Origin of the sequence: Granulosicoccus antarcticus IMCC3135 (assembly GCF_002215215.1) — a bacterium.
GTDB lineage: Bacteria > Pseudomonadota > Gammaproteobacteria > Granulosicoccales > Granulosicoccaceae > Granulosicoccus > Granulosicoccus antarcticus.
This window is the reverse complement of the sequence record NZ_CP018632.1, coordinates 5923802-5942331: the sequence shown is the minus strand read 5'-3', so window position 1 is coordinate 5942331 and position 18530 is coordinate 5923802. Positions and strand designations below refer to the sequence as shown.

At 50.7% G+C, this 18530-nt stretch carries 2 protein-coding genes; one reads left to right on the top strand and one right to left on the bottom strand.

What is annotated here, in order from left to right:
* Window positions 1–7 precede the first annotated feature (7 nt).
* Window positions 8–1831, top strand: coding sequence for a putative bifunctional diguanylate cyclase/phosphodiesterase (locus tag IMCC3135_RS25855; protein ID WP_088920216.1), 1824 nt, complete (start codon window positions 8–10; stop codon window positions 1829–1831).
* 301 nt (window positions 1832–2132) lie between these two features.
* Here IMCC3135_RS25855 and IMCC3135_RS25850 read toward each other — a convergent pair whose 3' ends face one another.
* Window positions 2133–18476: an Ig-like domain-containing protein gene (locus IMCC3135_RS25850; RefSeq protein ID WP_169727527.1), complete on the bottom strand. Its 16344-nt coding sequence runs from the start codon at window positions 18474–18476 to the stop codon at window positions 2133–2135.
* Between the last annotated feature and the right edge of the window lie 54 nt (window positions 18477–18530).

Sequence of the window (18530 nt, the reverse complement as noted above, 5' to 3'; positions counted from 1 at the left end):
AATTTCAATGAACTCTGAACATGCAATGCAGTTCGATGCCGACATGGATACGCTTGTCGCGGGTTCGGCAGTACCTGGACAAGCCTATAGGTTACGTGCAGACTTCGTGAATCTGCAGCATGCCACCATCATGATGGTGGATGATGAATCAATAACCATGCGGGTGCTGCAGTCGTTTCTCGAAAGTGCGGGATATCATGAGTTCATTCTGGTGGACAATTCGGTAACCGCCATGGATGTGTTGCGTAGACGCAGGCCGGATATACTACTGCTTGATGTGCTGATGCCTGAAGTGTCGGGATTTGACATCCTCCAGGCCTTGCGCCAAGAGGATGAATTCTCACACTTGCCGGTGATTATTCTGACATCCTCTTCTGATGCCGCAACCAAGCTCAAGGCACTGGATCTGGGCGCCACCGACTTTCTTTCCAAGCCGGTTGATCCCAGCGAATTAGCCTTACGTGTGCGTAATACGCTAGCAGCCAAGGCTTATCAGGATCAGCTGGCTTTTTACGACCCATTGACTAGTCTGCCTAATCATCATTTATTTCAGGATAGATTGGGCTGGTCAATATCCCGTGCGGCACGCGACAAGGGAAAACTGGCCTTACTGCATATCGCGTTCAATGATTTCAAACGCGTAACCGATGCCTTTGGTCCGAAAGTTGGCGACGAAGTACTAAAACAGCTAGCTTTGAGAATAACCGAAAATATTAGTGCAGCTGATGTAATGCGTCGTAAGCTGGAAAAATGCAATGACAAGATCGAAGTTTTCCGTTTTGGAAGTGCGGATTTCAATCTATTGCTGCCTTCAATCGGAGCCGTTGCAGAGACCGGCGTGATTGCAAAACGTATTTTCGAAACAATGCGACTACCATTGGATGCAGACGGCACTCAAGTTTATCTTGTGCCGAGTATCGGAGTGGCTGCCTATCCAGATGACGCTGATGACTCCGGCTCGTTACTAAAGGTGGCATTGGGAGCAAGTAGTCAATCAATCGCTCAGGGTGGCGGACAACTTCAATTCTATTCCACGGAGATAAATGAGCGAACGCTAAGTCGAATGCGCATGGAGGCCGACTTACGACGAGCTATCGCTGAAGACGAATTCAAATTGCTACTACAACCTAAGATAAATCTCGAGAGTGGGAAAATTGTGGGCGCTGAGGCTTTGATTCGCTGGCATGATCCTGTCCGTGGGTTGATTTCTCCCGTTGAATTTATTCCTGTTGCTGAAGATACTGGCCTTATTCTACCGATTGGAGAATGGGTGTTGCGCGAAGCGTGCAATACGATGATGACTTGGCGAAAACAGGGTATCGATCTGAAGATGTCAGTCAATATCTCTGCACGTCAGTTTTTCCAGGCAGATCTGGTGGCATTAGTCCGTTCGGTACTCGATGAACATAAATTCGAACCATCTCGTCTGGTTCTTGAAATGACGGAAAGTATTCTTGTTGATGACGTCCAAACCGCACTTGTCATTCTTGCTCAACTACGATCACTTGGAGTCCAGATATCCATCGATGATTTCGGCACCGGCTACTCCTCTTTAAGCTATCTGAAAATGTTTCGAGCTGACGAGGTCAAGATCGATCGTGCTTTCATAAGGGATGTTACGACATCGCGCGAAGATCAGGCACTGGTTTACGCGATCACCTACTTGGGACATGAAATGGGATTCACAGTTTGCGCAGAGGGAGTAGAGGACAGTGAACAAAGAGACTACCTGCATAAAATAAAATGTGATGAGTACCAAGGATTCTTCTTTAGTAAGCCTGTGTCGCACATTGAGTTCAGTGCAATTTACCATGGCCAGGAAGCGAAGTAGTAGTGATTAAGATTATCGACAGTCTTAACGCCTGAGGGACTCAAGGAGGATTTCTACTTTTTTGAGACAAGCCACACACACACACACACACACACACACACACACAGCTTTAGCGCCAGGAGCGAGAAAGAGAGTGTGACCTGGAGTGTTCCTCGTCAATGTCTCATTTAAGTGAGCAAACTATGCCTACATGAATATCTGAACCTTGCAGCTTGAAATTCCAAGTATTTGGATCATAGGTAAGTTCGTGGAATACATATTGGCAGTTGTTGCTTACTCTGATTTTCCTTGAAAAGACAAGTTATTGAATCGTAATTTCAACGCGTCTTGAGCGACTGTCAACATTAGCTGATACTCGGGCAAATACTGTGATTGAACGGGTAGGTATACCGCGTTCCATCAGTGCGGTTCTAACTGTTTTTGCCCTGGCTTCGGCAAGTTCCATGTTATAGGCTTTGGCAGCTTCCGGTGCGGTTCCGGAGGCGATTTTTGCGTCTGCCCAGCCAGTGAGAGCGATAGTGTTGCCGGGTTGATGGGCTTCTGCGATTTCATTGATGGCATCAAGGTCTGTTTGATTCAGGCGTTTGCTATCCAGAGTAAAGTGAATTTTGCGTTTGGTTATACTGGGCGGGAGATTCTGCACTGCAACTGTTCCAGCTTTTAAGCTATCGTTAGTGTTGATCGCTTTTTCAACTAATGATTCAGTTGTGAAAATTGGATTGGCGGATGCGATGACCGGCGATACAGCTGTCCCAGTGTTGCGTTGTTTATTGGCCGCTGCTGTCAAATTGTCTGAATTATTGCCGTTGTGATTCTGCCATCCGTAAAGTGCCCATTCCAGATTGAGCGCAAAGCTTGTCACGTCATCGCCTTTGAAATCAAATTGTCGGGCATCAAGAGACAGATTGATGTTTTTAGAAAGCTGTGCTCCAAACCCCAGCGATACTGCGGGAGACACGCCGTGCCGACTCTCAGTCAATTTCGCCATGGCGGGGCTGGTGGTGCTGAACTCCTGTTTCCACTGCTGGGCCTCCAGGGATATCTGGGCAAAGAAACGTCTGAAAAAGGGTTTTCGATAACCGAATCCTGCATAGACACCGTCACCCATGATCGGCATGACGGCTTGAATATCCTGAATCGTCTGGGTGGCATCGGGGGTGTCTATAGTCCAGTTATTATCCAGTTCTCCCAATGTTCGATAGCCGCCGAATAACATCCAGCGATTACTCAGAACAAGGTTGAATCCAATATTTCCACCGACATCACTGTTATCGTATTCAGTCAAGGTACCGGAGTAGCGCAGCACTTCATTTGAGAGCTCAGACTTGGAGGTACTGTGGATGTTCTGACTCAGCCCAAGGCTGACATAGAGCCTGTTGTCCTTTGGTTGATGGATGCTCAATGAATTATCTGCCTGGGCGTTCGCGCAGAGGCCCGCAGTCAGAAATACTAACAGTGTGGTACCGCGCAACCTCCTTGTAATCCACATGACTGACAGTAACAGTCCCATGTACAAGCTCATGGATCCTCCGGAGCTGTTGCGTACCGAGATGGTTTCGTAAGGTGTCACCTGTACGGTCAGGAGTCCTTCGGCGGTTAGGTTTTCAGAATCGGAGACGGTATAGGTAATCTCTACTGAGCCGCTGCTGCCATCGGCGGGGGTAAATACCAGTTGGTTATTCGTGATGACCACGGTGCCGGAACTGGCATTTGCCTGCGTTAACGTCAGGCTGTCATTGTCAGCATCGGTATCGTTTGCCAGGACATCAACAGTGATCGGCGTTCTGTCGTCGGTAGATGCCGTGTCGTTGATGGCAACGGGACTGACGCCGACCGGGTTTGCCCCTGCAGGTGCGTCATCGACAACGATTTCGATCTGGACCACGGCGTAGTCAAAGACACCAGAACCATCGTCGATGGCGTAGTTAAGAGCCACCGTGCCAAAGTAGTTCTGAACAGGCGTGAAGACAATCATGTCTGACACTATGTCTGCCTGCCCAAAATCGCTGCTGGCACTCACAATACTCAGTGGGTCATTGTCTGCATCACTGTCATTGGCGAGAACATCAATGGTTACGCTGGTGTTGTATGGCATTTGAATTGAGTCGTCCTGAGCGACAGGAATGGTGTTGTCTGTGGTTGTGATGCCCATTCCACTGGGATCAACAATACTGCCATTGACGATGCCATCAGCATCATTCGGACCGCCATCCTCTATTGTCAGGCGGATGCAGAAATCACCGGCATTCAGTCCATCGACCCAAACAGCGCTATTGGGAGGAGGGCAGTATCCAAGTTCGCCAAGCGTACTGGACAGTGTATTGTCGGCATTGACGACATAGTCCGTCCAGCCGTTAGCCGCTGAGTATTTGCGGAACAGGGCGTTATCCACAATGGCGCGCTGTTGTGGCAGTACGATGTTGGTTGACTGACCTGGTTCAGGCAGTGCTCTGATTTCAAAATCAAATAGCCCACCTAGATTGGTGACACTTTGATCTGCTTCTTCAATGGAAGCTTGTGACACCAGAGCGCCATCCTGTTCGGAGAGAATGCTGTGTTTACCAATTCTCAAGCTGACTCCCGGCTCGCCTTCCACCAGATACCCTGAGGAAACGCCAGAGAACGACGGCAGGACGTTTGATGCATCAATAGAGTCTGCATAGTCAGGAATTCCATCTGCATCAGCATCTTGATAGCCTTCCTCGTTATCCGGGATGTTGTCGTTGTCCGTGTCGCTATCCCTTGACAGAGTTGCAAGGGTGTCGAGCACTGCCAACTCGATAGATTGAGTAACGCTGGGTGTCTGAGAGTCGATGGACTCAATGTCCACAGACATCAGATACACGCCCTCGTCAACCAGACTGGGGTCGAAGGTAAAGAATGCCTCTATGCTGTCCTGATCCTGCATGGATCCTTCTACCTGCCAGGTGTATCGGAAAGCATCCCCCTTAGCGGTGTTGTTCAGGATCGCCTGAAGGCTGACGGTTCCCTGATCACGTGCCACTCTCAAACGTTTCTCACCGCTTTGCAGTGCCGTAAGTATGACTTCCGGAGCCTGCTTTGTTTCGGTAATCACTATTTGATGAACGGCATTGGAGACAGAGTTCAGTTCACCAGTGAACTGCACCGTTATCGTCTCGTCTGGTTCGGTGAGAGCGTCGTTATTAGTAACAAAGCGAACTGATCCGCTGTTACCGGATTCAATGACAAGGGTGCCGCTGACCAAGGTATGGTCAGTTACATCGCTGTCACCTGACACCGTATAGTTGATGGAGAGAGGGTAGGTTGGCGAAGCACCATTCAGAAGTACCTTAACGGTCGCCTCATTGCCCTCCATCACTACTTGATCCTTGCCGAATGATACGAGTGGTCGGACTCTGACTTCCTGTGACGTAACGCTTCGATGACCGCTTTCATCAATTGCTTCCCAATAAGCCGTATTCACACCGGGTTTGAAGTAAGTGATGCCATCCACCAGAGAGACTGGCAAGGGATTACCTTGACTGTCAGTGGCGGTGGCGACACCTAGATCGACCTTGGTAAACAGGCCGGTGGCATTGACGTCCACATCTTCTGGGGGCAGAACAAGCGGTGCTGGACCAGCTGCATCAAACGTTCTGATGTTAACCAGAACCACAGATCGAGCGGTGCCCTGATGCGGGTCGGTGATCTGGTAATTGATGATAGTTGCGCCAGTAAAATTCTCTGGTGCGACATAACTAAGTTGACCGGCTTCTATGCTGACTTCTCCAACCTTGGTTGTGGCAGTCACAATACTCAAGCTGTCGTTGTCGGCATCAGTATCGTTTGCCAGTACATCGATAGTGACAGGGTTATTGCTGGTTGTATCCAGCACGTCGCTGTTTGCAACAGGCGCGGTATTGTTTTCAATATCATCCTCAATACCATTGCCATCGCTATCACTGTCATCCGCATTGGGGAGGCCGTCGCCGTCGATATCGTCATCATTGGCGTCGTCGATACCGTCGCCGTCAATGTCGCTGCTGCGTGTCGAGTCAAGCGGGAAGGGGTCGTTTATATCGAGCACACCGTCGTTGTCAGCATCGACATCCTGATTGTCTCCGACACCATCGCCGTCTGTATCTGTGGATTCATTGGCATCGTTGGGGAAGGCATCCAGTTCATCAGGGATGCCGTCGCCGTCTGTGTCTATGCGCGCATCCAGTGGCAGTGAGTCACTGTCATTAGGAATGCCATCACCATCCATGTCGGGATCAGTGTTGTCGCCGATGCCATCGCCATCAGTGTCGAGGGTTTCTGACGCATCGGTCGGGAAGGCATCGTCTTCATTGACTACGCCATCACCATCGATATCGGTGTCAGTACTGTCACCGATACCATCGCCGTCTGTATCCGTGGATTCATTGGCATCGTTGGGGAAGGCATCCAGTTCATCAGGGATGCCGTCGCCGTCTGTGTCTATGCGCGCATCCAGTGGCAGTGAGTCACTGTCATTAGGAATGCCATCACCATCCATGTCGGGATCAGTGTTGTCGCCGATGCCATCGCCATCAGTGTCGAGGGTTTCTGACGCATCGGTCGGGAAGGCATCGTCTTCATTGACTACGCCATCACCATCGATATCGGTGTCAGTACTGTCACCGATACCATCGCCGTCTGTATCCGTGGATTCATTGGCATCGTTGGGGAAGGCATCCAGTTCATCAGGGATGCCGTCGCCGTCTGTGTCTATGCGCGCATCCAGTGGCAGTGAGTCACTGTCATTAGGAATGCCATCACCATCCATGTCGGGATCACTGTTGTCGCCGATGCCATCGCCATCAGTGTCGAGGGTTTCTGACGCATCGGTCGGGAAGGCATCGTCTTCATTGACTACGCCATCCCCATCGATATCGGTGTCTGTACTGTCACCAATGCCATCGCCGTCAGTGTCTATGGATTCATTGGCATCGTTAGGGAAGGCATCCAGCTCATCGGGGATGCCATCACCGTCCACATCGCTATCTGCATCCGTATCCGTGGGGAATGCGTCAGCGTTGTCGCCTACGCCGTCACCGTCGGTATCTACTGATTCGTTCGCATCATTCGGGAAAGCATCAACGTTGTCGCCTACGCCGTCACCGTCGGTGTCTACGGATTCGTTCGCATCATTCGGGAAAGCATCGGCGTTATTGCCTACGCCATCACCGTCGGTGTCTACGGATTCGTTCGCATCATTTGGGAAAGCATCGGCGTTATTGCCTACGCCGTCACCGTCGGTATCTACTGATTCGTTCGCATCATTCGGGAAAGCATCAACGTTGTCGCCTACGCCGTCACCGTCGGTGTCTACGGATTCGTTCGCATCATTCGGGAAAGCATCGGCGTTATTGCCTACGCCATCACCGTCGGTATCTACTGATTCGTTCGCATCATTCGGGAAAGCATCGGCGTTATTGCCTACGCCATCACCGTCGGTGTCTACTGATTCGTTCGCATCATTCGGGAAAGCATCGGCGTTATTGCCTACGCCATCACCATCGGTATCTACTGATTCGTTCACATCGTTCGGGAAAGCATCAGCGTTGTCGCCTACGCCGTCACCGTCGGTGTCTACTGATTCGTCAGGATCATTAGGGAAGGCATCCAGGCCATCTGAAATCCCATCGCCATCCGAATCAGTTTGTGTGACAGCGATACTTATCGTTGCGACATTCGAATCTGTGGATCCGTCATTGGCGGTATACGTAAAGCTATCGGATCCTGCATAGTTCGGATTGGCGGTGTAACTCAGATTCGGGCCGCTGCCTGTCAAGGTGCCATGTTCCGGTTGTGACAGAAGGCTGAATGTCAGCGATTCATTCTCTATATCAGTGGCAGTCAAGGTGATGAGTACAGTGGCGTCGTCAATCACATCTACAGACTGATCATCAGCAATTGGCGAATCGTTGAAGGCCATGACTCCAATAGTCACCGTGGCAGTATTACTCACCAGGCCCTGGTTGTCGTTCACGGTATAAGTGAAGCTGTCGTTCCCGAAAAAGTCAGTGGCGGGGGTATAGGTGACTCGACCGGTTACTGAATCGACACTGATACTGCCATTCGTAGCTGCTCCTGTTGACACAGAGGAGATATCCAGGGTGCCATCCACATCGATGTCATTGCCCAGTACATTGATGACCAGCGGTTCGTTGTCTTCAAGCATGGTGACGTTGTCAGCGCCCGCCAGCGGTGCATCGTTAACGGCATTTACCGTCACGGTCACGGTTGCCATATTGGAATCAATCGGCGGTTCTTCAGGTGACAAGAGACCGCTGTCTTTTACCAGATATGTGAATGTATCCGAGCCACTGAAATCACTGTCAGGGGTATACGTTACCTCTCCGGTCGATGCGTCTATGGTGAGTGAACCGTCACTCGGTTGATTCACGATCGATACGGTACCTGGATCAGTTACACCATCTTCTATATCGATATCATTCGCCAGAATATCAATAACTACGCTGCTGTCTTCATCAGTGGTGGCGCTATCATCAAGCGCAACAGGTTGGTCGTTGATGCCTGTGACCGTGATGAAAACCGTGGTTTCATTGCTCAATGCACCACTGGCATCCTCAACCGTATAAGTCAGCTGATCATTACCGACATAGTCTGCCTGCGGTGTATAGCTTAGCAGGCCGTTGTTGATGCTGAAGCTGGCAGCGTGCAAGGGTGCCTGTACGATCACAGCCGACGTCGCAGTCAGTGCATCGTCGATATCAGTGTCATTGGCCAGTAGATCGTAAGCGCTGAGAGCGATATCTTCCTCAGTACTAACCACGTCATTGACACCCATGGGGGCATCGTTGACGGGTGCCACAGTAATGGTGGCTGTTGCCGTATTGGAGCTCTCCCCAGCGCCATCACTGACCTGGTAGGAAAAGTTGTCACTGCCTGAGTAGTCATCAGCAGGTGTATACAATACGGTACCGGTGGAAGGGCTGATGGTAATGTCGCCGTTCAACGGTGCGATAATGATGAGAACACTGGCGTTGTTCAGACTGTTTTCAGCATCGACATCGTTACTCAGGATATCGATGGATACGGATGAGTCTTCATCAACCGAGGCAACATCGTTCGCTGCAACCGGTGCATCATTCACGGTAGTGACAATAAGGGTGACCGTTGCTTCTGCCGAATCATTAGTTCCGTCGTTTGCCAGGAAAGTAAATGCGTCATTGCCGGAATAGTCCGTACCCGGGGTATAGGTCAGATTCGGAGCGGTACCACTTAAAACCCCGTTTTCCGGTGTATTCACCACGCTGTAAGTGAGCGTGTCATCCTCTGCATCGTTGCCGCTCAAGGTAATCGACAGTGGAATATCCTCGAAGGTGCTCAGCGACTGGGGCGTAGCTACAGGAGCTTCATCAACATTGAGCACTGTGATGGCAATCGCCTGGCTGTCACTCAAGTTACCAGTGCTGTCATCTGTGGCAGTGACGATGATGTCATGAACATTGTCACCGCCTGCATCGCTTGCTGATTCGAAATCAGGGGCCACTTTGAAGCTGACGGCGCCCGTTGAACTGTTGATGTTGAACAGGTCTGCATCTGCTCCAGTCAGGCTATAAGCTAAGGTGTCGCCGTCTTCATCGGTTGCGACCACGGTGATAGCGGCCGTTTGATTCTCATCGACGGAAACACTTGCGTCGCTTGTTATAAATGGCGCATCTGCACTGCCGCGGAAAGCTTCGATATAGTCATTGATACCATCGTCATCGATATCGAGAGCGACGCCGTTCGCATCCACATAGGTGCCGGCGATAAAACCAGCGCCTCCCAGGTCAAAGTAATCGGGTACGCCATCGTTGTCGGTATCGTCAGCGCCGTAGGCAAGAGGGGTGCTATCGTCGGCATCGGGCACGCCATCATTGTCGTCGTCCGGATCCGTAGCGTCTGGAATGCCATCGGCGTCGGTATCGGTGTATTGGAACGTCTGTACATCGACTGCAGGAGACTCATTGCCTTCCAGGTCTTGGGCAACGGAGAATATCTTCAGAACAAAGGAGCCATCTTCCTGTGCCAGGCTTTCGCCTATCAGGTGCGTTTGCAAACTGCCATCAACCGTATCATTGTCAGCCGCAATCCAGGTTGAATCGCCAGTTGTATTGCCATTGATGACATCACTGACGGATGGGGTTGTGGCGTTTTGCGTACCTACCAGCATATATACCGAACCTGCCTCGTCTATTTCATAATCGACTGACACTGCGCTGGTAGTTATGGTATTCAGAGCGGGTGTGGAGTTTTGAAAGGTGGGGGCTGTCGTATCAGGCTGGATGGTGACAACCACATCAACGTCATTGTTCAAGGAACCATCAGAAGCTCGCACGGTTACCAGATAGTCGTTGTCTGCATTGCTGTCAGTAGGGGAGTTGAAATCCGGTGCGCTCGAAAATCTGAGTGCGCCTGAGTTGCTATCAATTGCGAACAGGGTTTCGTCTGCGCCACCGTTCAGGCTGAAGGTTATGGTATCGCCATCAGCATCCGTAGCGTTCAAGGTGGTTACGTCAACCACACCTTCAGGTAATGAAACAAGCTTCACTTTAGATGAACTGTAAAAGGACACCGTGTCTGAGTCTTGTGAGCCAGCTACGACTTCCAAGACGCCGTCGCCATCAATATCAGCTACTTCGAAATAAATTATTGACTCGGCTTCTGCCGAGGTGCCTTCTGTAAAGTTCTGATCACTATCGTTGCTGTAAACCACCGATTGAGTAGACGTGCCAAGGACGACATCTACGTCGCCGTCCTGGTCCATATCCAGAGCTCTTACGGCATGAATGCCGGCAACATCCAGGGCGATGGTGTGTTCGGTGAAAGACTGAGCACCGTCGTTCTCGAACCACACAGCTTTAGGTATGGCAGGCGAATCAGCTCTGTCGTTGGCGACGGCGGCGGTGACGATATCCAGGTCGCCGTCCAGATCCATGTCGACAACATCCAGTACCCATGCTTCATCCAGCGAGGCGGAAATGGTATGAACGGAGCGGGTCGCAGCTGTTCCGTCAACATTCTCTACCCAGAAAAGTGTGTCCGAATACCGGGCAACGGCAACGACATCCAGATCACCGTCAGCGTCCAGATCGGCGAACCTGGCATCCATTGATTCTTCAGATATTGTGGTGCCAGATTCCAGGCTAATAGCCGTGAAATTTTCATTTCCATCGTTTTGTAGCCAGACAATTTCATTACCGGGAAGGTCTGCTCCCCAACTGGAGTTCGCCAATACGATATCCAGATCGTTATCGCCATCGAAGTCTCCGACATCAAAACCTCTGGTGCCATTGCCAGAATCAATCAGCACTTGTGGTTGGAATGTCCCGTCTCCATTACCTTTGATGAAGGCAATCTTGCCTTGAGCTGTGTAACTTGCCAGCACATCCAGGTTGCCGTCTTCGTCCAGGTCAACAATCAGAGGCCGGTAAACAGCTGCCGTTGATGTTCCAATCGAAATAGTGTTGCTGAAGTTTCCATTGCCATCGTTGAACATGACGTCGACACGTTTGTCATTCCACAGTGCAATGGCGAGATCCTGATCACCATCGCCGTCAATGTCTCCGGTTGCCGTGCCACGAGGTAGATCACCTGTTGCTATGCTGGTTCTATTGAGTTCAAGTTCGATGTTGGTGTAGACAGGTTTGTCGTTAGCGCCGGGGAAGGCCTCAGTGTAATCACTGATGCCATCGCCATCGGTATCCAGCGGCGCGCCGGTGTCATCGACATAGACGCCTGCAATATAGCCTGCTCCGCCCAAGTCGAAGTAGTCGGGAATGCCGTCACCATCGGTGTCGGTATCGCCATGGACAATCGGGCTGCTATCGGTGGTATCGGGCACGCCATCGTTGTCATCATCGGTGTCGGTGGCATCGGGGATGCCATCTGCATCGCTGTCGACTAGTACGGTAATCAGCAAGGGGAGAGTGGCGCTCAAACTGCCATCACTCGCCTGCAAGGTTACCTCGTAACCATTGTTGCTACCGTCATCGCCAGGGGCATCGAAATCGGGTGCGGTATCGAAGACCAGATCGCCGTTTTCATCAATACTCAATGCGGCGCTGTCGGTGCCGGTGACGGTATAGGTCAAGGTCTGGCCATCAATGTCAGTGGCAAGGAAGCGGCCGACGTCAGTCAGGCCCTCGCCAATGGAGACTTCCATACGGCGAGTTTCAAAAGTTGGAGTGCCTACCAATGTTGCGTTGTTTCCGTTACCCGTCGCATCAGTGAGCGTGTTGCTGCCCTCATCGACAAAACGCCAGTATCCTTCAAGTGCTGTGCTGGAGGTGTAGTCACCCGTATCACTCAACAGGGTAGGGACATAGTCGCCATTGTTGAAGATGGAAGTGACTTCTGCTTGTGTGAGTACGTCATCCCAGACTGCAAACTCGTCCAGCGAGCCTGCGAAGTATTGACGTCCACCGCCTGAATCACTCGAGTAGGGGTATCTAGCGAAGTTGATTGTTCCGGCTGTACCAAAGGTCAGAGATACCTTGTCAACGTTTGCACAAGTAACGGCTTGTTCAATACCGTCAAAGTACAGTTTCATACCAACGCCACGCTCAAACGTTCCAACCAGATAGCGCCACTCGTTGGTTCCCAATAGATTATCTGAGATGCAATAGTAGTAGTCAGTGCCATTGCCAACATGAAACATGACGGCGCCATCTGGCCTATATCTCAGAGCATAGTCCACATCTTTTGATGCGGTGCTGTTGGTGTTCTTGACAAATATTTCACTACTGGTCGTATTGTCGGGATTAATCCAGGCGGCAACCGTTACCTTGTCTCCGATCAAGTCAAGAGAGGCATTGTTTACCGTTGCATATTGATTGGGTGTGAAATTGATTGAAGACAGAAGCCCTGAATCTTCAAATACCGGTGCATCGTTGCTGCCTGGGAAGGCTTCTGTGTAGTCGCTGACTCCATCGCTGTCCGAGTCGGATGGGTCGCCGTTGGTGTCGACGTATTCACTGTTACCTTGTGTGTCAAAGTAATCGGGTACACCGTCACCATCGGTGTCAGTATCACCATAGAGCAGTGGGGTGCTGTCGACCGTATCGGGTACGCCGTCATTGTCGTCGTCGGTATCCAACTCATCTCTGATGCCATCAGCATCACCATCCATGGTGTGTAGGACCGCATCAACAATGCCTGAACCGATGAACGTGTTACCGTCGACAGGCGTTGGGTTACTTAGCGACAAGCTGAATATTTTGCCATCGTCTGCATTCGTCAGGCTAGTCATGTTTACATCGACAACCTGGCTTTGTTCGCCAGCTAAAAAGGTAGCCGTGCCACTTAGTGAAGTATACTCAGCACCGGCTATAGCAGTGCCATCTACCGTCGCGTAATCTACATTGACCGTTTGGCCTGTCGCAACGGGTTTGCTCAAATTAATGGTAAAAGACACCACTGAGCTATCAGCATTCAATTGCGGGTCGATCACGGAGATCGATGTGAAAATACTGGCACAACTGGGTGACAGTACTTTCAGCGCACCAATATCATGATTATTCTTTGCGCCGCCGGTCGCCGCAGAGAAGGCGATCCTGAAGTTGTCTGGCAAGCTGGCTTGACCACTTTCAAGCAATATGTCGCGTTGCGGGATAACGTTAGTAAACCCAGCACCGGTGTTCCGGTCAATCGTAACAAAGCTATTGGTAGCGTTGCTGCTATCAAACACTATGCGATAACGACTACCTGAGCTACTGGCGTCCAGTTCAGGCGTTAACGAACCACTATCGGTAATATATTGATAACCGCTATTACCATTGCCCGAACCCCGCAACGCAATAGCGTCTGGAATATAACCACCGAATGCTCCGTCGCCAATGCCACTGTTTGAGAAATTACCAAATTCGTCTATGCCGATCCCTAACCAGCCTCCACTGAAACCAGGCGTGCCGGAATTGTATTTAGCATAGCCAAGCGCGCCACCTCCCGCACCCAGGGTTGGTGCAATGCTGTAGTCGCCCAGAATAACTGCCATGCCATCGCCATTATCTGGTTCTGCGCTGCCATGGGCAGCGGCGATAAAATCGAATATCAAGTAACGTTGAGCGGGTATTTTTATATCCTTGAAAATTCCCGAAGAACCACCCGTTGATGCAGATGATAAACGTAATCGTTTCGTGGCACCTTGGGTGACAACATTGGGTGTATAGGTTGTACCAGTGAGGACATTCCAACTGCTATCCAAGCTTGATGCGGAAAAATCATCTGCCAGGCATACGTGTGCTTGCAATGAGTCGGGTACGCCATTGTTATTCGCGTCTAGATAGTCAGTTGCATCATTTGCGCTGGTGCCATCAATCATTTCCTGATCATCAGATACCCAATCCGAATCCGTGTCCTTGAATAACAACGGATTGAGCGGATCGGTATCGTCGCTGGCTTCTTGCACGTCGGACACACCATCGTTGTCGTCGTCGGTATCGAAGATGTCGAGTATTCCGTCAAGATCAGTATCGACAGTGCTACTTGGGAAGGTTTCTGAATAGTCGATAAAGCCATTTTCATCGGTATCCAGTGCCTCTCCACTGGCGTCCACGTAAGTCCCAGCCACGAAACCGTCACCACCCAGGTCCAGGTAATCGGGTACACCGTCACCATCGGTGTCGGTATCACCATAGAGCAGTGGGGTGCTGTCGACCGTATCTGGTACGCCGTCGTTATCGTCGTCAGTATCGAAGCTATCAGGCAGACCGTCCGCATCGTTGTCAATGTAAGTGGTAACTAACTTGTTGACCGCGGTGGACTGATTACCTTCTGTGTCAATTCCCACCGAGTAGATATCAATGGTAAATCCGTCAACAGATTGATTCAAACCTGTACTCGTGGTTGACATCTGGCCTTGCGCATTCGTATTGCCAGTCGATGCACTCAGCCAGTCTGCATTGCCACTGGTGTCTTGTGCGATAACTTGCGCCACAGTGGGTGCAGTGGCACCGCTACTGGTAACCAGCGTTGAAATACTGGCGAATTCATTGGATTCGTAATTGACTGTCACCGAATCAGTGCTGAAGGCCGTCACCTCCGGCGTACCGTTGATAAAGGCTGCCTGGGTGGTGTCGTTGACGATGGTCATGAAGTAGGTGGCAACCAATGATTCATTGCCATCGGAGATGGTGATATCTACCTCATAGGTATTATCGGTGCCGCTGTCAGTTGGGTTTTCAAAGTCGGGTGGCGTAACAAAGACGAGCTTGCCGGAGTCATCAATAGTGAATTTGTCGGCGTCGTTACCACTGAGGGTGTAGGTAATATCATCGCCATCGGGGTCGCGTGCGCTGACATTGGCAGGGCTGATGGTGTTTTCGAGGACCGTGATGTTTTGTTCAAGCGAGCCCAGATACAGCACAATTTCCTGACTAACCGTCTCTCCAGAAACGAAATCACTGATGCCATCGTCGTTCAGGTCATCCAGTTGAGCCTCAACCGGATTGGTTCCGGTACCCGAAGTGAAATCCAACACATAGTTGGCTGAGTTGTTTCCGAATTGGCCGGTACCATCGTTTTCAAACCAGACAATGTCATTTGTCAGGTAGTCAGTCATGAGAATATCTATATCACTGTCAATATCGATATCGCCAAATGATATGGAGTGGGGTCCATTCACAAGTGCGATGTCGTTGCTGGCAATGATGACTTCCTGGTAGATGTCGCTGTCATCCAATACAAAGTAGGAAATCTGTTTGCCCCCAGCATCAGCGGCCACGATATCCGGGTAGCCATCAACGTCCAGATCTGCCACAGCGAGGTACATGATTGTGGCTGTATTGCTGCTGGAAACTATGACCTCAGTGGAATTGACCGTACCGAATGGGTTGCCGGTTCCACTATTCACATAAAGTCTGATTCCACTACCATTACCACCTGCGACCACATCCATGTCCCCATCAAGGTCTATGTCTGCGGCCATTACCGGCCTTGCGCCTGTAAATCCTGTAGCGATGTTTACGATTGCGCCACTGTCGTAAGGATTGGCATCACCATCGTGTGCGAGGTAGCGTACGGTGCCATCATCATATTGTGCGAAAATGAGATCGAGATTCCCATCGTTAGTTACGTCGGACAATACAACTTGAGCCACGTTGATGGAGCTTGCGCTAGCAGAAACACTTCGGATGTTCTCGGTGGCACCATCGAACGGATTGCCATCACTATCGCTGTCAGCATCGCTTATTACCCACGCAATGGAATTCACATCTCGGCCAACATAGGCAATGTCCAGCCAGCCGTCTGCATTGATGTCGCCAACGTCAAGTGCCCATGAATCTTGGATTGCGCTGTTAGCGATAATCACATGTTGGGTGAAATTGGCGTTTCCATCATTTTCATACCAGAACACGGTATAAGGTGATGCCTGGCTAACAGCGACGACATCCGAGTCCCCATCATTATCCATATCAGCTATTTTGATGCCGCGTGATGCAATACCGGTGTCAATAGCCGATCTATCGAACACGGCCTGAATCTGATTGAAAACGGGTGCTTGATTCTGGCCTGGAAAGGTTTCTATATAATCATTGATGCCATCATTGTCCGCGTCCAGCGGGGTCCCTGAGTCATCGACATACACACCACTGGCATAGCCTGCTCCTCCCAGATCAAAGTAGTCCGGTACGCCGTCAGCATCGGTGTCTGAAGCACCATACAGGGTAGGGTTGCTGTCGGCGGAATCCGGTACGCCATCATTATCTGAATCGGTGTCCAAATAATCAGGTATCGAATCGTTGTCGGTATCGACAGAGAGTTCTGTCGCATCCGGGATTCCGTCGTTATCCGAGTCAGTGTCCAGATAGTTGGGCACGGTGTCGGTATCAGTATCGGCGAGAAGCTCTGTGGCATCGGGAATGCCATCATCATCCGAGTCAGTGTCCTGGTAGTTGGGTACCGAATCGTTGTCTGTATCGATGGCGAGCTCTGTAGCATCGGGAATACCGTCGTTGTCAGAGTCAGTGTCCAGATAATCAGGCACTGTATCGTTGTCGGTATCGACAGCGAGTTCTGTCGCATCTGGAATACCATCACCGTCTGAATCGGTGTCCAGGTAATTGGGGATCAAGTCACCATCGGTATCAACAGTTCCTTCATCACTGTCATCGATGCCGTCACCGTCTGAATCGGTATCTACCTGATTCTGAAGGCCGTCGCCATCGACATCATTCTGTGCATTGGTGAACGTATACGCATCATCGTCAACACCGTCCTGGTCTTCATCCTTACCCAGGGTGTAATCGACGTCATACATATCGTCGATACCATCGGCGTCCAGGTCTATTCCACTACCTGCATTTTCTATAGAATCCGGAATTCCATCGTTATCACTATCGGTATCCAGGCTATCAACAATACCATCCAGATCGGTATCCGGATCACTGTATAGAAAACCGCCGAACGTGAAATTGGCGTAGTCTTCGTTAGCCAGGTAATCAAAAGAGAACGTGTCGATATTCCCCGTTACTTTGGTGATCCAGAATCCCTCGCGAGCCGATAGCCGAGAACTGCTTTCCACATTGACAGCGGCGTTTCCCCATTCTAGCTGTACAGGCGTCCCGAACTGTACTGCCACCTCTGTCGAACCATTTCCGACGGAGGCGAATGCCGTTGAAATACCGTAAATAGGCTCATCAAGTACCAGTGTGTTACTCGATATCAGAGTGTTTTTTATAGAGGCTGTGTTGGGCACTCCGTACTCAGCAGGGAATTGATAATCTTGATAAATACCGGTTGAACGACTGAACGTTGCATCCGATGTCAGTGTGAACGGCACGCCACCGATTGTGCCTGTCGCTGTTCTCGTGCTTCCGAAATTATCCCAGACGGCCCATTGATAAGCTCTGGGGTTTTCGACGGAATTAGGTACGCCATCATTGTCGTCATCGATGTCGGGGTAGTCGATGGCAAGTGGTGGGGAGACAGCACTCAAGTAAGTATCGTCATCTTCTGCGACCACATAGACGTCAAACTCATCACCCCACGCTGCAGCAAACCCTGACAGTGTCAGTTGGCCGGCGAATGGGGCTGCAGTAAAGGCTGTGCTGGTACTGGCAGTCGCTGCGTCGCCAGTTGCGGTTTGACCGGCTTTGATCTGTTGGACATCTGGCGCCGCTGTGTCACCGGGTACCATGACGGCATAAACGGTGCTGGCCGTGTCGACGTCTATATCAACAACGACTTGTGTGAGAGTTCGTGAAGCAAGTGTCGGTGTTGCGCTTTCAAGCACTAATGGGTCTGGCGATACTCTGATGTAGAATTCAGTGTGTATGAAATCTCCCGTATAACTGGTCGTGAAAGTTCCGTTTCCAGTTCCCGAGTAGGCAGGGTAATCGGTATAGTCAGTGGCGTCAGGTGAGCCTCCAAGACCGCTGTCCTCATATCGGACCTCCCACTGGGTGGTGCTCTGCAGGCCACTGACGATAATCTGCATGGTCTCAGTAACAGTCCCTCCACTTGTTGTGCATGACGTATCTCGGCACAACCCGTCAGAGTAGTAGGGATCGCCTATATAGGTATCGACGCTGGCGTACTCGGAATATGATGCGCCATTGAAGTCAAGGTCTATGCTTCGCTGCGGCAACTGGGTAGAACCAATCGTCAAACGTAGCTTGAAATTGGGAGTAGCGGCATCGGCTGCATTCATATACCCCATCAAGCAGAAGAAGGCGATTAACCAAACTTTGAGAGACTTATCCAA